This window comes from Limnobacter sp., from assembly GCF_043511195.1.
Taxonomy (GTDB): Bacteria; Pseudomonadota; Gammaproteobacteria; order Burkholderiales; family Burkholderiaceae_B; genus Limnobacter.
This window is the reverse complement of sequence record NZ_CP121330.1, coordinates 536481-555019: the sequence shown is the minus strand read 5'-3', so window position 1 is coordinate 555019 and position 18539 is coordinate 536481. Positions and strand designations below refer to the sequence as shown.

The window sequence follows — 18539 nt, the reverse complement described above, 5'->3', positions numbered from 1 at the left end:
GTGTTACACTTTATCTACTGCAGTTTGTTGATTTCATCCAATGATGCGTCGAATTGGTGTTCATGTGTTGTTGCTGTGTGCGCTCATGTTTCAAAGCATGGCCCACGCAATGCCGTGTTGCGCCGAAATGCAAGACACGCAGCACGCCATGGATTCAGCGGTTCACCTTGACGAGGGCTGTTTCGCGGGTTCTCCCTTGTGTTGTGCCGTGCCCTCTTTGCCGTATGTAGCGGCAGTCATCTCGCCCCAAAGCCCCTCACCAGTGTATGCCACTGTAGAGCAGGTGCTTCAAATTTCCTTTCAGCAAAGCTCTCCCGAACGCCCGCCCCGGGCCTGATCACACCAATTTGAGTTAAGCGTTGGGCTGACCCTGGTCAGCCTGATTGTGTGTTCGTTTCTCATGGCTGATACGCCATGCAGGAGAAGCCCATGCAGGGTAAACATGTCATTTTGAGAATTGCGCTGATTGGTTTTGCGCTGTTTGTGTTGTTGAATTTTGGCGGGGTGCATGCCGAGCAACAGTACACGCTTGAGCAAGCACTGGCTGCCCCTGAAACGCGCCATTCGACCGGGCCGCTCAGCCTGAGCCTTGCGCTTGAGCTTGCTGAACAGCGTTCAGAATCGGTACGCGCCCAAAAGGCTGCTGCGCAGGCTGCGCAAAGCGAGGCTGTGGCCGCGGGCGAGTTGCCCGACCCCATGCTGAATCTGGAGGTGAGCAACATTCCAGCCAACGGGCCTGATCAGTTCAGCCTGGCCGCAGACTTTATGACCATGCGGGGGGTGGGTATTTCTCAAACCTTCACCCGGCAAGACAAACGCAAAGCCCAGGCCAATGTGTTTTCAAAAAATGCCGAGGTTGCGCAAGCCAGCGAGCTATTGGCTTTGAGTCAATTGCGCACCGGCACGGCGCAGGCGTATCTGGACCGGGTGTACCTGCAACAAATGCTTGAATTGCTGCGAAGCCAGCACACCGAATTGCAACTGCAAATTGATGCGGCCGATGCGCTGTTCCGCGCTGGCAAAGCGCCACAAACCGATGTATTCACAGCACGTACCGAACTCGGCTTGCTGAACTTGCGAGTTCAAGACACCCAGGCCATGTTGGATAACGCACAGGCCGATTTGCACCGTTGGGTTGGCGATGCAGCAGGCAGTGAGTTGAGCAGCGATGTTGATTTGAAGCGCTCCAGCCTGGGTGAAGTGGATTTGGCTGAAAGCCTGAACAAACACCCGGAACTCATCGCCCTGCAAAAAGCAGAAGATGCAGCGCTGGCCAATGCCGAAGTCAAGCTGCAGGAAAAATCAGCAGATTGGACTTTGTCGGTGATGTACGCAGGCCGTGGTCCGGAGTTTTCTGAAATGCTCACACTGGGTGCCTCCCGGCCTCTGTTTGTTGATCAAACTTCAAGGCAAGACCAAGCGGTGGCCGCTGCCAATTCCATGGCGGCCAAAGCGCGTTCAGAGCGAGTCGAGTTGTACCGCAGCCACCTGGCACAAACCAAGCGCTGGCAACAAACCTGGCAAAGCAATTTGAAGCGGCTGAGCGACTTTGATCAAAGCCTGATCCCCTTGACCCAACAACGCACGCAAGCCGCGCTGGACGCCTATCGCGGCAACACCGGCACCCTGAGCGAGGTGTTGGCGGCGCGCCGCATGGAACTGGACATGCGCATTGAAAAACTTCGTATTCAAATGGACACAGCCCGGCTTTGGGCGCAACTGGAATACCTGATTCCCGAAGAGGTACAACAATGAAAAAGACGCATATCGCGATCGGCGTGTTCGCAGTGGCGGCGCTGGCTGGTGGGGGTTATGGCTTGGGGGCACTGGGCATGAGCCAAGGCATGGAAATGATGTCGGCACCCATTGGTGCTCCTGCCGGGGCCGGTGGCAACGGGCAAGATCCGTCCACCTGGAATATTCCCCAGGGCGAGGCAGCCACCCGTAGACACATGGAAAACGGGATCAAGGCGGGTGATGTCGATCCTGAAACAGGCTTGACTGTGCAGTATTACCACGACCCCATGGTGCCGGGCCGCAAATTCGATTCACCGGGTAAAAGCCCTTTCATGGACATGATGCTGGTACCCGCCTACTCGGGTGCCGATACTGCTGACACCAGCAGTATCAAAGTCAGCCCGCGTATTCAGCAAAACTTGGGTATACGCACTGCGGTGGTGGGCATGGGCATGCTGGCACCGGAAATTACTGCCAGCGGTGCCGTGCAGTGGAATGAACGTGACCGGGTGGTGGTGCAGTCCCGTGCCATGGGTTATGTGGAAAAACTCAATGTGACTGCCACGCTTGATCCGGTGAAGCAGGGGCAAACTTTGCTGACCGTGTACGTGCCCGCCTGGATTGCGGCACAAGAGGAATTTTTGTCCTTGCGAAAAATGAAGGGCGATAACTTGCAGCCATTGGTAGATGCAGCCCGCCAACGCATGTTGCAAGTGGGTATGAGCACAGCGCAAATACGGCAGGTGGAACAAAGCGGGCAAGTTCAGCCGCGCGTCGCCATTGCGGCACCCCGTAGCGGCGTGGTCACGGAGTTGATGGTGCGTGAGGGTATGACCGTGCAACCGGGAACCACCTTGATGGAGATCAATGGACTTTCCACGGTGTGGGTGCAGGCCGAAGTGCCTGAAAGCCAGGCCAGTTACGTGCAGCCTGGTGTCACTGTGAATGCAATCGCGCAAGCCATGCCAGGGCAGGTGTTTGAAGGCCAGGTGCAAACAGTGTTGCCACAAGTGAATGCCAATTCACGCACGGTACTGGCTCGCCTGGTGCTGAAGAATCCGGGTAACAAGTTGCTGCCCGGCATGTTTGTACAAACCCGGTTCATGGACACCAGCAGGCCGCAATCCCTGATCGTGCCCTCCGAGGCTGTCATTCAGACCGGTCGCCGTGCTGTGGTGATGCTGGCCGGTGAGGATGGCCGCTTCTCGCCAGTCGAAATTAAGACAGGCATTGAGTTTGGTGGACAAACCGAGGTGCTCGCAGGCCTGGAGGCGGGTCAGGAAGTGGTGCTGTCTGGCCAGTTCCTGATTGATTCTGAAGCCAGCTTGCGTGGGCTTGAAGCGCGCTTGAATGAGCCGGGCGAATCTGCAAAATACACCACCTCGGCCGTGGTCGAGGCCTTGCACGATGATTCGGTCACGGTCACCCACGCGCCCATTCCAAGCCTTGGCTGGCCGGAAATGACGATGGACTTCATGCTGCCTGCGCCCGATCAACTGCCGCGTGAAAGCCTGAAAGTGGGTGACCGAATCAACATGGAGTTTCAGCTACAGGAGGATGATCTTCCCTTGATGTTGGGCGTCAGCCCCAGTGGAGGTCAACGATGATTGCGATGCTGATTCGCTGGTCGATCGCCAATCGACTGCTGGTGCTGATCGCCACGGTAATGATCAGTGCCTGGGGCGTGGTGTCGGTGTACAAAACGCCGCTGGATGCCCTGCCCGATTTGTCCGATGTTCAAGTGATTGTGCGCACCAGTTTTCCGGGGCAGGCGCCGCAAATTGTTGAGAACCAGGTGACCTACCCGCTCACCACCACCATGCTGTCGGTGCCAGGTGCAAAAGACGTGCGTGGTTTTTCCTTTTTCGGTGACAGTTTTGTCTACATTATTTTTGAAGATGGTGTGGATTTGTACTGGGCCCGCTCGCGGGTGCTGGAGTACCTGAATCAGGCCCAAAACCAGCTGCCGGCTTCGGCAAAAAGCGTATTGGGTCCCGATGCCACAGGCGTGGGCTGGATTTATCAATACGCCCTGCGCGACACCACGGGCAACATGGATGTGTCGCAACTGCGGGCTTTGCAAGACTGGTTTTTGCGGTATGAACTGAAAACAGTCGAAGATGTGGCCGAGGTGGCCTCGGTGGGCGGCTTTGTGAAGCAGTACCAGGTTGAACTGGATCCGCAAAAGCTGGCGGGCTATGGCATCACCCTGGATCAGGTGATCCAGGCGATTAATGATGGCAATCAGGAAGCGGGTGGATCGGTCATTGAACTGGGCGAAGCCGAGTACATGGTGCGGGCCACGGGGTATCTGGAGAATCTGGAGGATTTCCGGTCTGTACCGTTAAAGGCCAGCCTCGCCGGTATTCCGGTGCAGCTCGGCGATGTGGCCCGCATACAGATTGGTCCCGAAATACGCCGAGGCATTGGTGAACTGAACGGCAATGGAGAGTCGGTGGGCGGTATCGTCGTTATGCGGTCTGGAAAAAATGCCTTGCAAACCATTGATGCAGTGAAGGCCAAGCTTGAAAGCCTGAAAGCCGGTTTGCCGCAAGGCGTAGAGGTGGTGGCGGTGTACGACCGGTCCACACTGATCAACAATGCAATCGATAACCTCAGCTTCAAATTGCTTGAGGAATTCATTGTGGTGGCGCTGGTGTGCTTTGTATTTTTGTTGCACTTCAGGTCCGCTTTTGTGGCGATTGTTTCCCTGCCGTTGGGTGTGTTGATTTCATTCATCGTGATGCAGCAGCAAGGGGTGAATGCAAATGTGATGTCCCTGGGGGGTATTGCCATTGCCATTGGCGCCATGGTGGATGCTGCACTGGTCATGATTGAAAACGCACACAAGCATCTTGAACAGTGGGCACACGACAATCCGGGTCAGGAACTGGCGGGTGCCGAGCGCTGGCGCGTGATTGGTGATGCTGCCGTGGAGGTAGGGCCCGCCCTGTTTTCTTCCCTGTTGGTCATCACGCTCAGCTTTATTCCGGTGTTTACTCTGGAAGCACAAGAGGGGCGTTTGTTCTCGCCCCTGGCGTACACCAAAACCTATGCCATGGCGGCTTCCGCCGGTTTGGCAGTTACGCTGATCCCCGTGTTGATGGGCTATCTGATTCGCGGAAAAATCCCCTCGGAAAATTCAAATCCAATTAACCGTGCCTTGATCGCGGCCTATCGGCCCGCCTTGGATGCCGTGTTGAAGTTTCCCAAAACCACCGTGCTTGTGGCGCTGGTGTTGCTGGGCATCAGCTTTTATCCGCTCACCAAGCTGGGCACTGAATTCATGCCCCCGCTAGACGAAGGCGATTTGCTGTACATGCCCACGGCCTTACCCGGTTTGTCGGTGGGCAAGGCGGCCGAATTGCTGCAGCAAACGGATCGCTTGATCAAAACCCTGCCGGAAGTTGAAAGTGTGTATGGCAAGGCGGGGCGCGCGGAAACAGCCACAGACCCCGCGCCTTTGGAAATGTTTGAAACAACCATTCAATTCAAGCCCAAAGACGAATGGCGAGAGGGCATGACCGCCGACAAACTGGTCGAGGAGCTGGACCAAATTGTCCGGGTACCGGGTTTGACGAATATTTGGGTGCCACCCATTCGCAACCGGATCGACATGTTGGCCACCGGTATAAAAAGCCCGGTGGGTGTCAAGGTAACGGGCCCTGACTTAAACACCATCAATCAAATCTCGGTGAAGGTCGAGAAGGCGGTGAAGAACATTGAAGGCGTGAGCAGCGCATTTGCTGAGCGACTCACGGGTGGGCGCTACATTGATGTCGATATTAATCGAGACAAAGCCGCACGTTACGGCATGAATATCTCCGATATTCAGTCGATTATCTCAAGCGCGGTGGGCGGTATGAACATTGGCGAAACCGTCGAGGGGCTGGAGCGTTTTCCAATCAATGTACGTTACCCGCGTGAACTGCGTGATTCACTCACCCGACTTCGCGCCTTGCCCGTATACACCGACACGGGTCAGCGTATTGTGCTGTCAGATGTAGCAACCATTCAGATCACCGATGGCCCACCCATGTTGCGTAGTGAAAACTCGCGCCTGGCCGGGTATGTGTACATCGATATTCGTGGGCGAGATTTGCGTTCTGCGGTGCTGGACATGCAGCAGGTGGTGGCTGAACAGGTCAATTTGCCCGCAGGCTATTCCATTTCATGGTCGGGTCAGTTCGAGTATCTGGAACGCGCAACCGAGAAATTAAAGTTGGTGGTGCCGTTCACCTTGCTGATCATTTTTGTCTTGCTGTACATGACGTTCAAGCAAGTGGATGAGGCTTTGCTGATCATGGCCACCCTGCCCTTCGCGCTAATTGGCGGCACATGGTTGTTATGGCTGCTTGATTTCAACTTGTCAGTGGCAGGTGCCGTGGGCTTCATTGCCTTGGCCGGTGTGGCGGCCGAGTTCGGCATCATCATGCTGCTGTACCTGAATCAAAGCTGGGCCAACCGGGTAAAGCGAGGAGTCATCGAGGATGATGATTTGCTGGATGCAATTCGTGAAGGGGCCGTGTTGCGCGTTCGACCCAAAGCCATGACGGTATTGACCATTCTTGCCGGTCTTATACCCATTATGTGGGGTACCGGTACAGGAAGTGAGGTCATGCAACGCATTGCCGCACCCATGGTAGGTGGTATGGTCAGTGCACCCCTGTTGTCGATGTTCGTGATTCCTGCTGTGTTTCTGTTGATTCGGCGTGGACAAACCCGAAAATCTGGCTGAATTGGGTGGGTGCTGTGTAAACCCAGACCGACCTGTGACGTTGAGAAAGGTGCAGCTTTAATGCCAACACCCCAACTTCACTCATAGAAGGTCACCAGCCATGTTTAACCAACGCAGCAGGTCGCGCTCCCTGTCGTTCGATTCACACCGACGACAGGGTTCATTTCTGGGCAAAGCCAGTAAATTTCTTTTTGTGTTGTTCGGCCTGATGGTCGCCACCGCACTCACCTTGTTCGGTGTGTCCTCCTGTCAGGAAAAAGCGGCTGCGCAACAAGTGTTGTCGTATGCATCGAAAAACAACTGTGAGTTTCGCTTTGAAGGCGTGGGCCACACCCTGATCGAAAACCATTGTGGCAACAATGCCGGTGTGTATTTCATGACACCGCAGGGATTGCACACCGCACCGTTGATTGATCCTGAAGTGAGCGAACTGGTGAACAAACACGGTTGCGAAGCACCCAACCAGTGCGTATTCAATCTTGAAATGAAACCGCGCGCGATCAGCGGTCAGTTTGACTACACCATTAACGGTCAACAGGGTTTTTACAGCTTTGAATGGCCACGGGACGAACAACCCCGTCTGGTTGAAAGCAGCAGTACACCCAACAAATCCTGAGTCACCGTATTTTTTAAGCTTTAATTCAGGTGAATCGGTTAAATTACGAGTCACCATGAAAGCTTGTGCCTACTCATTGATCATTGCCATCTTGTTGCTCGCCGTTCCTGCTGCGCATGCGGACGACGATCGACGCATTCGCCGACTGCAGCGCAGCGGCGAGATCCTCTCGCTGGAAACAATATTTGCGGCTGCCCGATCAGTCAAGCCTGGGCGGATCGTGGATGTTGATCTGGACAAAGAGGATGGCCGCTATATCTATGAAATAGAAGTGCTTGATGCAGGCGGCCGTGTGTGGGAAATGGAATTCGATGCCCGCACAGGCAGCTTACTGAAACTGAAACAGGACGACTAGTCACCATGCGACTTTTGTTGGTAGAAGACGACCCTGTATTGGGCGCCCAGTTGCACAAGCTGTTGGGCAAGGCTGGTTACGCGGCAGACTGGGTTCAAGATGGTGTCGAAGCTGAAATTCAAGGTCGTCTTGAACCCTACGATTTGGTGATTCTCGATTTGGGCCTGCCCGGTAAGTCAGGCCTGGAAGTGTTAAAGAACTGGCGCACAGACCATTTGAAATTACCCGTGATTGTGTTGACGGCACGGGGCACCTGGCAGGAAAAGGTCGAAGGCTTTAATGCCGGTGCAGACGATTATGTGCCCAAGCCTTTTCAGCCCGAGGAACTCTTGGCTCGCATTGGCGCAGTGCTCAAGCGTGCAGTGGGCAATGCGCCTGAGTCACTGAAAGCCAAGGGCCTGCTGCTCGACGAAACGTTGCAAACCGTCCAGGTGAACGATGACTCACCCCAACAACTCACCGCCACCGAGTTCCGTTTGCTGCGTTACTTCATGCTGCATCCAGGTCAGCCCTTGAGCAAAACCCGTTTGACTGACCACGTGTATGAATACGACACTGACAAAGACAGCAATGTGATGGAGGTGTATGTGAACAGGTTGCGCAAGAAAATCGGGCCACAGTGGATTCAAACCCGAAAAGGTCAGGGCTATGTGTTTGGCGAATCCATCGAATGAATTCACTGCGCAATCGTTTGTCGTTTGGTTTGATCCTCAGTTTGCTCGTGCTGCTGCTGGCGCAATGGTGGTTGTCATCCAGAGCGATTGAGAATTTGCTGCAGGCCCAATTGCAGGATCAACTTCAACAAGACAGCGAAACGTTGCTGGCGGGGGTCGAGCTCGATACCGCTGGCGCACTCAGCATGAACAGCGACCGTTTGGTGCCTGCTTATCAGCAGCCCTATTCGGGTGTGTATTATGCCCTGCAATACAAGCAGGACATTCGTTATTCCCGTTCGCTGTGGGACGCCGCGTTCATCATGCCCACCGCTTCTGGCAGCAACGCCACAATTACACGCCAGCCCGGGCCCGACGGGCAACAATTGTTGGTGCATGCACGCCTGTACCAAAAAGACGATCAACTCTTCACGATTGCGATTGCACGCGACATCACCACATTGCAAAACAACCTGTTGCAGTACCAGCTGGCCAATGCCGGTTTCTCCGCCCTGTTCCTGTTGGCCTTGGTGTTGATTCAACGCTGGATTGTCATTGGTACATTGAAGCCGTTGAACACGGTACAGGCCGCTTTGGCCCGCTTGCAGCAAGGTGAAATCGCCCAACTGGAATTCAAGGGGCCCGATGAAATCAAACCACTGGTTGATGAACTCAACCGATTATTGATCGCCATTGATCAGCGTTTGAAACGCTCGCGCGAAGGCATGGGCAATTTGGCGCATGCCTTGAAAACACGGCTTGCCCGGCTTTCGCAGCTCAGCGCAGACACCGATCAACGCGGTTTTTCCACTGAAGTACAGGCCTTGACTCAAGAAGTTGCACGTTTGATTGACCGGGAAACCGCGCGTGTTCGCGTGGTGGGTGATTTGCGACCAGGTCAACGTGTGGATCTGCACGAAATTCTCAGCGCCTTGGTCAACAGCTGCAAAGCCTTGTATCGCGACAAGGCAATTCAATTCACCTTGCAGGTGCCCATGAACACCCGCCTATTGGGCGATCGCGAAGACCTCTTCGAGCTGTTTGGCAATTTAATCGACAACGCATCGAAATGGGCAAGCTCACAGGTCAGCATTTCACTGCAAGGCAGCACACTGATTGTTGCCGACGATGGACCGGGTTGCTCTCCCGAGAATCTGAATGCGTTAACACAACGCGGTTTTCGTGCCGATGAAAACACGCCGGGCAGTGGCTTGGGTTTGTCGATTGCGCAAGACATTGCGAGTACCTATGGTGCAACACTCGAGTTTAAAAATGGCAACACCGGGCTGCACGTGTGGGTCACCTTCAAGCCCGGTGCGCTGGTTTAAAACCACGCTTTGTCTACCTTCAGTACTTTGCCGGTTTTTGCGTCAATGTCGACTTCCACTTCACGGCCATCGGCATTGGCCACTTCAACTTCCCATTTCCAGCCCTTCGCGTAGTCACGGTCGTCTAGCTCCAGTTCTGTCACTACACCGGGGGCTTGTTTCAATGCAATTTCACGGGCTTGCTCTGCATTGATCAAGCCGAAGGCTTGAACAATTTCGCTGTCTCGTGCTGTGTTTGATCGATCGTCATCCGCTTGCGAAATCTTGGGAAAAGCCATCAGCGTGGCAGTCAGCAAAATCAAGGCAAGGGCTGACAATGTGGGGGTGGGGCGTCGCATCATTTTGTTTCTCCTGTGTGGGTTCAATGTGTTCCCAGTGTAGAAAAGCAAGATGAATTGAAGCTGAAAAATTCAGTGCCTCAAGAACTCAATTAAGTTGATTGTGCAGCAAGGCCTGAATATCAGAAATTTTTGGTGGCTTGGCCAACACCGCATCAATATTTGCCATGGGCGCTGTCAGTGTGTCCAGTTGATTGCCCCAACCCGTCAAAAGATTCACCGGGCATTTGTCGTCGATGTTCTTGATTGCCTCAGCCACTTGTCGCCCATCCATGCCGGGCATCCCCAAGTCAGTGATCACCACATCAAACGGCATTCCGTCATTCATTGCCTTTGAGAAAAGCTCAATACCGGCCGATCCCGAACTTGCTGCTTGAACGCGATGCCCACTGGCACTTAACCCATCCCGAAGCGCATTCAATACCTTGCTGTCGTCGTCGATCAACAGAATATGAAAGTTATTTGAAGGGGTTTCCGCAGGCATCGCCTCGGTCGCTGTGCGCTTTTGTCGACATGCAGACGGCAGCAATATCCGGACAGCGGTACCCTGCTGCTCGGCACTGTCGATTTCAATTGAGCCACGCATGCGTTTCACAATGCCATAGACCATTGCCAGGCCCAGGCCAGTGCCGCGTTCACCTTTGGTGGTGTAGAACGGCTCCAGGCATCGCCGTCGGGTTTCATCATCCATGCCCACACCGGAATCCCGAATTTCAATTACAACTTGATCGTGGTTGTCCCTGCGCTCCAGTCGTGTGGCCAACAAAATAGATCCACCATTGGGCATGGCATCTACTGCATTGAAAATCAGATTGGTCAGCGCCTCGCGCAACTCGGATTCAGCCGCATCGATTTCTGGCACCTTGTCGTCGTGCTCAACTGTAAATGCGATTGAAATGCCGTTGCGAAGCGGAATGTCGTGCCATCGCGCCCTGGTCAATTCCATGGATTGTTCGCACACAGTCCTCAAATTGACTCGGGTCAGTTCAGTGCCTTCCTCTTGCCGCCTGGAAAACTGTCCCATCCGGTCCACTGTTCTCGCAACATCGTCGATTGCCAATTGAATCGTCCTTAGCTGTTTCACGCCGCGTTCGCTCAAATTGGTCTCGGAGCCCAGCAGGGCATCGGTGTACAAAGCCACTGGTGAAATTGCATTGTTGATGTCGTGTGCAATACCGCCAGCCATTTCTGCCAGCGCACGCAGCCGTTCTTGCTGTAACACCAGCTGTTGGGTGCGTTGCAAATTCTCGTAGGCTTCTTTCAGTTCCTGAAGCAACTCGGTTTGTGCCAATGCCAGGGCCACGTGTTCTGCAAGCTGTCTCAGGAAGTCCAGTTCGTCATCGGAAAACGAGTTCAAACCTTTGCGGGCAGTGGTAATAATCCCCAGCACTTTTTTGTCTTTCATCAGGGGGGTAATCACCATGCTGTCCAGCCCGGCCAGTTCATGCATACCCTCGCCGGTTTGGCACATGCTGCCGCCCAAATCGGGTTGGTACACAAACTCGCCCAGCAAGGCACGGTCCAGGTGCACTCCTCGCGCAGGAATACTTGTGTCCAGGAAAAATCCGATTTTGTTGGCAGCCTCTTCTGTGGCATTGCCAAACGACCGGAATGAAATGGTTTTGTCTTGCTCCGAATAAGATGCGGTCAAACAGAAATCAGCAGGCAGTTCCACTTCAATGCTGTTGGTGACCACCTGATAAATACTGGTCAGGTCGTGTCGATTACCAATGGCACGGGTAATTTCATTGAGCAAATTCATGCGCGTCAATTGCGCGGTGCTTCTGCGTTCTGATTGTCGAATGTGGCTCATGTCGGTCATGCCGCCGATCATTCGAATGCCTTTTCCGTGGTCATCGCGAATAATATAACCACGGTCCAGCACATCCAGCCAATGGCCATCTGCATGCGCGAAGCGATATTCTTCTTGCCAGTTTTCAACGCTTGAACTGATCGCTGCGGAAATACTGTTGACAGCGCGTTCCCGGTCCTCTGGGTGAATCCGGTTGATCCATGAGTCGTTGTTGGGCTCAATTTTGCTGCGATCAAACCCGAACAGTTTCTCAAATCCCTCATTCCACCAAATTTCGTCTGAAACAATGTTCCAGTCCCAGATGCAATCCCGGGAGGCACTGGCGAGCAAACGGAATCGTTCAGATCCCTCCTTCAGTGCAGCTTCAGCCTGCTTTCTTTCCGTGATGTCCCGCTCAATGGCAACCCAGTGGGTGTACCACCCTGTTTCATCGGCCACGGGAACAATGTCCAACTCAAGCCAGAACGGCTCGCCCGTTTTGGTGTAATTGATCAACTCCTCCCGCACAGGCTGCCAGTTTGTCAGTGCCTTGCGAATTCGGTCCAATGCATCACGTTGGGTCAGCTCGCCTTGCAATATCCGGGGTGTTTTTCCAATTGCTTCCTCGCGCGTGTATCCGGTGCGGCGCACGAACGCATCATTCACATACAGAATTTTTGGACCTTCACCGCTGATCGGTTCCGCCTCGGTGATCAGCACAATGTCGTTGAGCCGTTCCACGCAAGTTTCAAGCAGCTTCAACCGCTCCGCACTTTTGGTGCGCTCTGCAGCGAAAATCAAATTTTCAAAAGCGAAAGACAAATTCTTGGCCACAGTTTTAAGCAACTGGCGAACTTCATTGGTGAAAAAGTGAATGCCCGCCCCGAACAAAACCAAGCTTGCGCGCAGTTTGCCCTGTGCATGAATGGGCAAAATCGCAAACGATTCAAGACCTTCTTCGATGGCTTGTTTGTGCCACATTTTTGCTTGCGGCTCTTCCGCCACATTTTGACAAATGTGCATTTTCCCGGCTCGCAATCGGTCGACCAGTTCGTGGTCCCGCGGCAGGGTGGTGGTCTTCATGATTTTTGAAACAAATTCTTGCTGCGAACCATCGGCTGCCGTAACTTTCAAGTCACTCAGGTCTTTGCCAAATTCGCAAACCCAGGCCAATGGAAGACCGCCCAGTGAACAGAACACGCTGCACACCTCTTGCAGCAACTTCTCCGGTTTGTCCAAGGTGCTGGTAATATCATTGACGCGTTGTTGTGCCTCCAGAAGGCGGTTCATGTGCATCAAGGTCAACACAGCAAGCTTGGAGTCGGTGATTTCCTGAAACGCACCCTGAACCCGCACAATCTCGCCTTTCTCATTGCGCACCGCCTCGCCCACCACACGTGCCCAAATGCGTCGCCCGTTCACAGATCGCATTTCTGCTTCAACCTCAAATGGCAGTCCTTCAGTTGAACAGCGTTGCAGTGCCGCCTCCAGAATTTTTTTCCATTTGCCGTGGTAATGCCGCAAGGCCTCGTTATAACTGGTGGGTAGTTGGCCTTTGGGAAGTTCCAGAATGTCGAACACCTCATCGGACCAATACAGCCATGGTACCGGGCCCAATTCAATCGCCCAGGCCCCCAGTTTTGCGAGTCTGCCACCAATGCGTTGCAGGGCCTCATTGCGTTTAAATTTGTCTTCGGATTGGCGTCGTTCGGTGACATCGCGTTGAATCGAAGCAAAGTAGGGCACTTCGCCCTCCGATCCCACCACCGGCACAATGTCCATTTCAAGCCAGTGCGGTTTGCCGCTTTTGCCATAATTGACCAATTCAACATGCACGGACTCCCGCTGACTCAAGGCTTGTTTAACCTTTCTCAACTCAGCCTTGTCGGTCTCTGGACCTTGCAATAGTCGCGGGCTTTTGCCGATTACTTCGTCGCGGCTGTAGCCAGTCACTTTCTCGAATGCGGAATTGACATAAATAATGCGCGGGCCGGGCGCATCAATGGGTGTGGCCTCAGTAATCATCACGATGTCATTCAGGCGTTCTATGCACGCCCCCAACAATTCCATGCGCTGGCTATCAATTTGCTCGTCCAGTTGCTTGGTCAGCATCGGCATCATCGGTTCTGGCAGTGCAGGGGGCGCTATGCGCTCCTGGTCCTGGCGTATTGGCAAGGTCAAGGTAAACACAGCCCCTTTGTCAGGGGCGGACTCAGCCGTGATGTGGCCGCCGTGCCGTTCAATGATGCGTTTTACATTGGCCAGACCCATGCCGTGACCTTCGAAATCATGGGCATTGTGCAGGCGGTGAAAGGGCTTGAACAAGCCATCGGCCCTGTCGGGGTCAAAGCCTGCGCCGTTGTCTATGACCTTGATCTCCACGATCTCATTCAGAATATTGGCCTCGACTACAATGGTGGCCAGTTCCCGAGTCTGGCTGAATTTCAAGGCGTTTGACAATAAATTGACGAACACTTGTTCCAGCAAAGACTCATCGCCTTCAATGTCCGGCAATTTGGCAATGCTCCAGTCCGCCTGCCTGAGACCCTCGGCTGATTCCACCTGTGCCCTGGCTTTTTCCACAACCTCGTTCAACACCACCTGGTTGAATTTCAGTTCGCCCGAGCCCAGTCGCGCAAAAGCCAGCAGGTCAGAAACCAGTTGACCGCCCCGTGCGCTGGTCTCATTGATGCGCAGCAGGTATCTCTGCTCTTGTTCATCCAGCTTGCTGTGGGCACGGCGCGTCAGGCTGCCTGCGAATCCCTGGATAATGTGGCAAAGCGAGTTCAGGTCGTGCGCAACACGCCCCGCGAAATGATCCAGTTCATGATTCATCTCCAGCAAGCGGGAATTGCTTGTGGAAAGGTCTTGAATCAGGCGGGTGTTTTGCCGTTTCAGTTTGCGCACTTCAATGGCCCGGTTCACCACAGGCATCAACTCGCTGACCTTGAATGGTTTCAGGATGTAGTCCAGCACCCCCAGCTTCATGGCATCCACTGCCGTTTTAATGCTGCCATGCCCGGTCATCAACACCGCGCACAAGTCCGAATCCAGCTGGCGTGCACGCTGAACCAGTTCAATACCGTCCATGCCAGGCAGCCGCAGATCGGTGAGCAGCACATCAAAACTTTGGGTTTTCAGCAGATCAAGGGCTGAATCGGGTTCAGCAAACCCCATGACCTTAAAGCCTGCGTCCTGCAACAGTGAACACAGTGCTTCAAGTTGGGGTTTTTCATCATCCACGACGATTATTCGGAACTGCTCGAGCATTCAAAACTCCGGTCGTCGGCTTGGTTAAGCGGATTCGCTGATTACAATGTCTCACAATTACTGGATTTCATTGAATGAATCAATACCCTCTTTTGAGAAACGCTTCATTGGCGTTTCCCTTTGTCCTGATCTGGACCAGTGCGTTTCCTGCTGCAAAAATCGGTCTCATCGACAGTCCCCCCTTGTTGTTTCTAACCTTGCGGTTTTTGGTGGCCGGCACCTTGATGCTGGCATGGGCGCACTGGCGCGGTACGCTTCGCAGGTTGACCTTTCAAGAGTTGGGCGTGTTAAGTGCCCTTGGTTTGTTGAACCATGCACTTTATCTGGGTCTGAGCTGGACAGGTATGGGCAGCCTGTCTTCGGGTTTGTCCACGATCCTGATTAGTGCAAACCCTATTGTTGTGGCCGTGCTTTCGTCGTTTTTGTTGCGTGAACCCCTCACGCGCCAAAAAGTGCTGGGTTTGGCTCTGGGCTTTCTGGGGGTGGCCTTTATTGTTCGAAACCGGATTGGATCAAGCACCGATACCCTGGAGGGATTTTTGCTCGTGCTGGCCGCACTGCTGACCTTGGCATTTGGCACGGTGCTGTATAAAAAATGGCCAGTGCGCACCGACATCGTGACCGGAACCGGTTTCCAGATCATTCTCAGTGGTCTCATGCTGTTGCCCGTTGCTGTCTTCATGGAAGACTGGTCCGCAATTGCCTGGACGCCATCGTTTGCAGGCGCATTTGCCTGGTTGGTGCTGGTGGTGTCCATTACCGGGTATCAACTGTGGTTCAACTTGCTCGAGCGTGGCAGTGCCAGCGCGGCCAGCGTGTGGTTTTTCCTCACACCGCCCCTGGGTTTGCTGGCGGGCGCCTGGCTACTTGACGAGCCCCTGAACTGGATCGATTTCATCGGGATCGTCCCAGTGGTTTTGGGCATTGTTTTGGTGACCAGGTCCCGTTAGAAAGGGCGCAAAAAAAGGCGAACCACGAGGGCTCGCCAAAACAGCAATTTTAGGTCGAAGATGACGACAGATCAGGAGTTGGGCAGCAACACGCTATTCACCACATGAATCACGCCATTGGATTGGGTGACGTTGGCAATGGTTACTTCAGCAGTACCGCCTTTTTCGTCAACCAAGATCACTTTGTCGCCCTGCAGCTTTGCGCCCAGTGAGGCACCCGAGGCTGTTTTCAGCGTGGCCATGCCACCCGCCTGAACAATCTTGTTGCTCAAATCAGCCGCTGTAATATTTCCGGGGACCACATGGTAGGTGAGCACACCCTGCAGCGCAGCCTTGTTTTCTGGCTTCAAGAGCGTATCCACTGTGCCGCTTGGCAATTCCGCAAAGGCAGCATTGGTTGGGGCAAATACAGTGAAAGGACCTTTGCTTTTCAACGTATCAACCAAGCCGGCTGCTTTAACTGCCGTGACCAAGGTGGTGTGATCTTTTGAGTTGACGGCGTTGTCCACAATGTCTTTGCTTGGCAGCATGGGTGCACCGCCCACCATGATTTCGGCGTGGGCAGGCAGGCTAAAAGCGGCGGCTGACAGTGCAATGGAACCGATCAGGCTTGCTGTCGTGAGTTTTGATTTCAACATGTTTACTACCTCCAGTTGGAATTTCAAGCTACAAGATTTTCCAAACGTCATGGCTCGCAGGCCAGAATCGTTAACAGTTCGAGGTCACTGAAGGCAGTAAGTTCAAAGCATGCGGGTTAAGTTTTGTTAAGGATGCCTTATCGTATTATTTGGTGATCAACACGGCACATTTGGCTTGGGTCACTACTTCATTGGCAACACTGCCCAACATCAAACGGTTCAAGCCGGAATGGCCGTGCGAGCCCATGATGATCAAATCCGCGTGTGCTGCCTTGGCCACGTCCAGAATGGCCGTCGACGGGCGCTTGCCTTGTTTGATCACCGTGTGAACGGAATCAGCAGACATTTTGCGTTTGGGCACCATGGCCTTGATTTGCTCGAATGCCTTGTTGGCTGTTTCTTCCGAACGTTTGTTGAATTCAGCTTTCTCAGCCTTGTCCAGGTAAAAATAAGGGGCAGACACGTACACCACGGTGAGCTGTGCCTTGCTGCTGGCAGCCAATTCTATGGCCTTGGCTGCAGCGGCCATGGAGCATTCAGACGCATCGGTGGCCAATAAAATACTGGTGAACATAGTGTAAATCCCCTTCTTGTTGAATATTGTTTGCTTCAGGGCATGCCTGTTTGTGAAATTCGAGTGTACAAGTTGTTAAAGGTTCAGGCAAAACCACAGGCGCACCGCAATGTCAGCTAATCAGAATTGATTGTGCCCACCACTTGAATTTCCCCATTCTGACCAAGCTTGAAAAGAATGACCTGGCCTGATGCCGGGTACACACCAGTCAAAGCGGTGGTGTTTACCTGGTGCGTCACATAGAGAATTTTTTCTGTTGGTCCAAGCGCAGCGATGTGCTTTTTCAAGGCAGCGGTTTGGTTTTCACTGTGGCTTCGGTCTCGAAAAAATGAATTCAAGGCGGGCAATTCCTGCACTTTGCCAAGTCTTAGTTCTTTGGCGGTGTCCAAACAGCGGCACCACTGGCTTGAATAAACCGCACTCAGCGCAATGCCTTGTTTTCGAATGGTTTCTCCCAGTGCGCGGGCTTCCTGTCGCCCTGTTTCATTCAGATTACGTTGTGTGTCGCAACGGCCAAGCGTGAAATGTTCCGGGTCACCAAAGCCGGGTGCCGTGGCATGTCGCATGATGGCGTGCACCCCTTCTTGTTTCCACACCGCCCAGACGTTTTCACTGTTGGCAACGGTTTTGGCTGGAAGCAAAGCCAGAGGAAGCCACATGAAAAGGACTTTGAATACACGAGAAAGCATGGGCATTGCCTGAACTACCAGGTACCAGAAAAACAAAAAGCCAGTTTACACTGGCTTTTTGTCTCGGAAACTACAGCGCTTTTACACTTCGGCTTGCGCCATTGCTTTCAGCTTTTCACGCTTGGCGCGTGAGCGCAGGTTCAGCAATTCGACCAGCAAAGAGAAGCCCATTGCGCTGTACAGGTAAGCCTTCGGTACATGTTGACCAAAGCTTTCTGCGATCAGCAACATGCCCACCATCATCAGGAAGGCCAGGGCAAGCACCTTAACCGATGTATGGGCTTCCACGAACTCGCCAATTGACTTGGCAAACACCATCATGACGCCCACGGCCACCATCACCGCAGCGATCATTACCTCGATGTCATCTGCCATACCCACCGCAGTAATGACCGAATCCAGGCTGAACACGATGTCCAGAATACCGATCTGAATGATGGAGTACCAAAACAGTTTGGCACCGGTTTTCTGAATTGCGGCGCCGGCCTCGAGTTCTTCTTGAACCTGGTGCGGGGCTTCCACTTCCAGATAAATTTCTTTGGAGGCTTTCCACAACAGAAACAGACCACCGAAGAAAAGCACCAGGTCTCGGCCAGTAATGGCCTTCTCCAATACGGTAAACAGCGGTTCGGTCAAACCGATGATCCAGGAAAGCGAAAACAGCAGGCCCACGCGGGTGGCCATCGCAAACATCAAACCAAATTGGCGCACGCGGTCACGAATGTCTGCGGGTAGCTTCGACACCAACACTGTGATGAACACAATGTTGTCGATACCCAGCACAATTTCCAAGGCCGTCAAAATCGCAAATGCGACCCAAACGTTTGGATCCATTAATAATTCCATAAAACACCCCGTTTT

At 53.5% G+C, this 18539-nt stretch carries 15 protein-coding genes; 9 read left to right on the top strand and 6 right to left on the bottom strand.

Annotation, left to right across the window (positions count from 1 at the left end):
* Nucleotides 1–40: 40 nt before the first annotated feature.
* The 8 genes from P0D43_RS02670 to P0D43_RS02635 all read left to right on the top strand — a co-directional run bounded on the left by P0D43_RS02670 (nucleotide 41) and on the right by P0D43_RS02635 (nucleotide 9427).
* Nucleotides 41–337, top strand: coding sequence for a hypothetical protein (locus P0D43_RS02670; protein WP_159569228.1), 297 nt, complete (start codon nucleotides 41–43; stop codon nucleotides 335–337).
* A gap of 92 nt (nucleotides 338–429) precedes the next feature.
* A complete protein-coding gene (locus P0D43_RS02665; protein WP_394673161.1) occupies nucleotides 430–1755 on the top strand; it encodes a TolC family protein in 1326 nt (441 codons plus the stop codon).
* Nucleotides 1752–3344: an efflux RND transporter periplasmic adaptor subunit gene (locus P0D43_RS02660; RefSeq protein ID WP_394673160.1), complete on the top strand. Its 1593-nt coding sequence runs from the start codon at nucleotides 1752–1754 to the stop codon at nucleotides 3342–3344. The genes P0D43_RS02665 and P0D43_RS02660 overlap by 4 nt, the downstream gene beginning before the upstream one ends.
* Nucleotides 3341–6475, top strand: a complete 3135-nt coding sequence (locus P0D43_RS02655) for an efflux RND transporter permease subunit (protein ID WP_394673159.1) — start codon at nucleotides 3341–3343, stop codon at nucleotides 6473–6475. The genes P0D43_RS02660 and P0D43_RS02655 overlap by 4 nt, the downstream gene beginning before the upstream one ends.
* A gap of 100 nt (nucleotides 6476–6575) precedes the next feature.
* Nucleotides 6576–7091, top strand: coding sequence for a hypothetical protein (locus P0D43_RS02650; protein WP_341237332.1), 516 nt, complete (start codon nucleotides 6576–6578; stop codon nucleotides 7089–7091).
* Nucleotides 7092–7146: 55 nt separating this feature from the next.
* Nucleotides 7147–7446, top strand: a complete 300-nt coding sequence (locus tag P0D43_RS02645; RefSeq protein WP_394673158.1) for a PepSY domain-containing protein — start codon at nucleotides 7147–7149, stop codon at nucleotides 7444–7446.
* Nucleotides 7447–7451: 5 nt separating this feature from the next.
* Nucleotides 7452–8120 (top strand): response regulator transcription factor, encoded by a 669-nt coding sequence (locus P0D43_RS02640; RefSeq protein WP_394673157.1) that lies wholly within the window; start codon nucleotides 7452–7454, stop codon nucleotides 8118–8120.
* Nucleotides 8117–9427 (top strand): ATP-binding protein, encoded by a 1311-nt coding sequence (locus P0D43_RS02635; RefSeq protein ID WP_394673156.1) that lies wholly within the window; start codon nucleotides 8117–8119, stop codon nucleotides 9425–9427. The genes P0D43_RS02640 and P0D43_RS02635 overlap by 4 nt, the downstream gene beginning before the upstream one ends.
* On the opposite strand, the gene P0D43_RS02630 is transcribed toward P0D43_RS02635, so the two are convergent.
* Nucleotides 9424–9768 carry a PepSY domain-containing protein gene (locus P0D43_RS02630; RefSeq protein ID WP_341237335.1) on the bottom strand — a complete coding sequence of 115 codons (345 nt, stop codon included), beginning with the start codon at nucleotides 9766–9768 and terminating at the stop codon, nucleotides 9424–9426. The two genes, P0D43_RS02635 and P0D43_RS02630, sit on opposite strands and share 4 nt — an antisense overlap.
* A gap of 85 nt (nucleotides 9769–9853) precedes the next feature.
* Entirely contained in the window at nucleotides 9854–14827 is a 4974-nt protein-coding gene (locus P0D43_RS02625; protein ID WP_394673155.1) for a PAS domain S-box protein, read from the bottom strand.
* Nucleotides 14828–14901: 74 nt separating this feature from the next.
* On the opposite strand from P0D43_RS02625, the gene P0D43_RS02620 reads away from it, so the two are divergent.
* Nucleotides 14902–15777, top strand: a complete 876-nt coding sequence (locus P0D43_RS02620; RefSeq protein ID WP_394673154.1) for a DMT family transporter — start codon at nucleotides 14902–14904, stop codon at nucleotides 15775–15777.
* A gap of 71 nt (nucleotides 15778–15848) precedes the next feature.
* Here P0D43_RS02620 and P0D43_RS02615 read toward each other — a convergent pair whose 3' ends face one another.
* The 4 genes from P0D43_RS02615 to P0D43_RS02600 all read right to left on the bottom strand — a co-directional run bounded on the left by P0D43_RS02615 (nucleotide 15849) and on the right by P0D43_RS02600 (nucleotide 18512).
* A complete protein-coding gene (locus tag P0D43_RS02615; RefSeq protein ID WP_341237338.1) occupies nucleotides 15849–16415 on the bottom strand; it encodes a fasciclin domain-containing protein in 567 nt (188 codons plus the stop codon).
* 145 nt (nucleotides 16416–16560) lie between these two features.
* On the bottom strand, nucleotides 16561–16989 hold the full coding sequence (locus P0D43_RS02610; protein ID WP_394673153.1) for a universal stress protein: 429 nt from the start codon (nucleotides 16987–16989) through the stop codon (nucleotides 16561–16563).
* Nucleotides 16990–17105: 116 nt separating this feature from the next.
* Entirely contained in the window at nucleotides 17106–17678 is a 573-nt protein-coding gene (locus P0D43_RS02605; protein ID WP_394673152.1) for a histidine phosphatase family protein, read from the bottom strand.
* Between the two features lie 81 nt (nucleotides 17679–17759).
* The gene (locus P0D43_RS02600) at nucleotides 17760–18512 is read right to left on the bottom strand and encodes a TerC family protein (RefSeq protein ID WP_159569214.1); all 753 of its coding nucleotides are present in this window, start codon (nucleotides 18510–18512) and stop codon (nucleotides 17760–17762) included.
* Nucleotides 18513–18539 lie beyond the last annotated feature (27 nt).

Coding starts and splice junctions, on each gene's coding strand:
- P0D43_RS02670 (WP_159569228.1), top strand. CDS start 41: ATGATGCGTCGAATTGGTGTTCATGTGTTGTTGCTGTGTGCGCTCATG.
- P0D43_RS02665 (WP_394673161.1), top strand. CDS start 430: ATGCAGGGTAAACATGTCATTTTGAGAATTGCGCTGATTGGTTTTGCG.
- P0D43_RS02660 (WP_394673160.1), top strand. CDS start 1,752: ATGAAAAAGACGCATATCGCGATCGGCGTGTTCGCAGTGGCGGCGCTG.
- P0D43_RS02655 (WP_394673159.1), top strand. CDS start 3,341: ATGATTGCGATGCTGATTCGCTGGTCGATCGCCAATCGACTGCTGGTG.
- P0D43_RS02650 (WP_341237332.1), top strand. CDS start 6,576: ATGTTTAACCAACGCAGCAGGTCGCGCTCCCTGTCGTTCGATTCACAC.
- P0D43_RS02645 (WP_394673158.1), top strand. CDS start 7,147: ATGAAAGCTTGTGCCTACTCATTGATCATTGCCATCTTGTTGCTCGCC.
- P0D43_RS02640 (WP_394673157.1), top strand. CDS start 7,452: ATGCGACTTTTGTTGGTAGAAGACGACCCTGTATTGGGCGCCCAGTTG.
- P0D43_RS02635 (WP_394673156.1), top strand. CDS start 8,117: ATGAATTCACTGCGCAATCGTTTGTCGTTTGGTTTGATCCTCAGTTTG.
- P0D43_RS02630 (WP_341237335.1), bottom strand. CDS start 9,768: ATGATGCGACGCCCCACCCCCACATTGTCAGCCCTTGCCTTGATTTTG.
- P0D43_RS02625 (WP_394673155.1), bottom strand. CDS start 14,827: ATGCTCGAGCAGTTCCGAATAATCGTCGTGGATGATGAAAAACCCCAA.
- P0D43_RS02620 (WP_394673154.1), top strand. CDS start 14,902: ATGAATCAATACCCTCTTTTGAGAAACGCTTCATTGGCGTTTCCCTTT.
- P0D43_RS02615 (WP_341237338.1), bottom strand. CDS start 16,415: ATGTTGAAATCAAAACTCACGACAGCAAGCCTGATCGGTTCCATTGCA.
- P0D43_RS02610 (WP_394673153.1), bottom strand. CDS start 16,989: ATGTTCACCAGTATTTTATTGGCCACCGATGCGTCTGAATGCTCCATG.
- P0D43_RS02605 (WP_394673152.1), bottom strand. CDS start 17,678: ATGCTTTCTCGTGTATTCAAAGTCCTTTTCATGTGGCTTCCTCTGGCT.
- P0D43_RS02600 (WP_159569214.1), bottom strand. CDS start 18,512: ATGGATCCAAACGTTTGGGTCGCATTTGCGATTTTGACGGCCTTGGAA.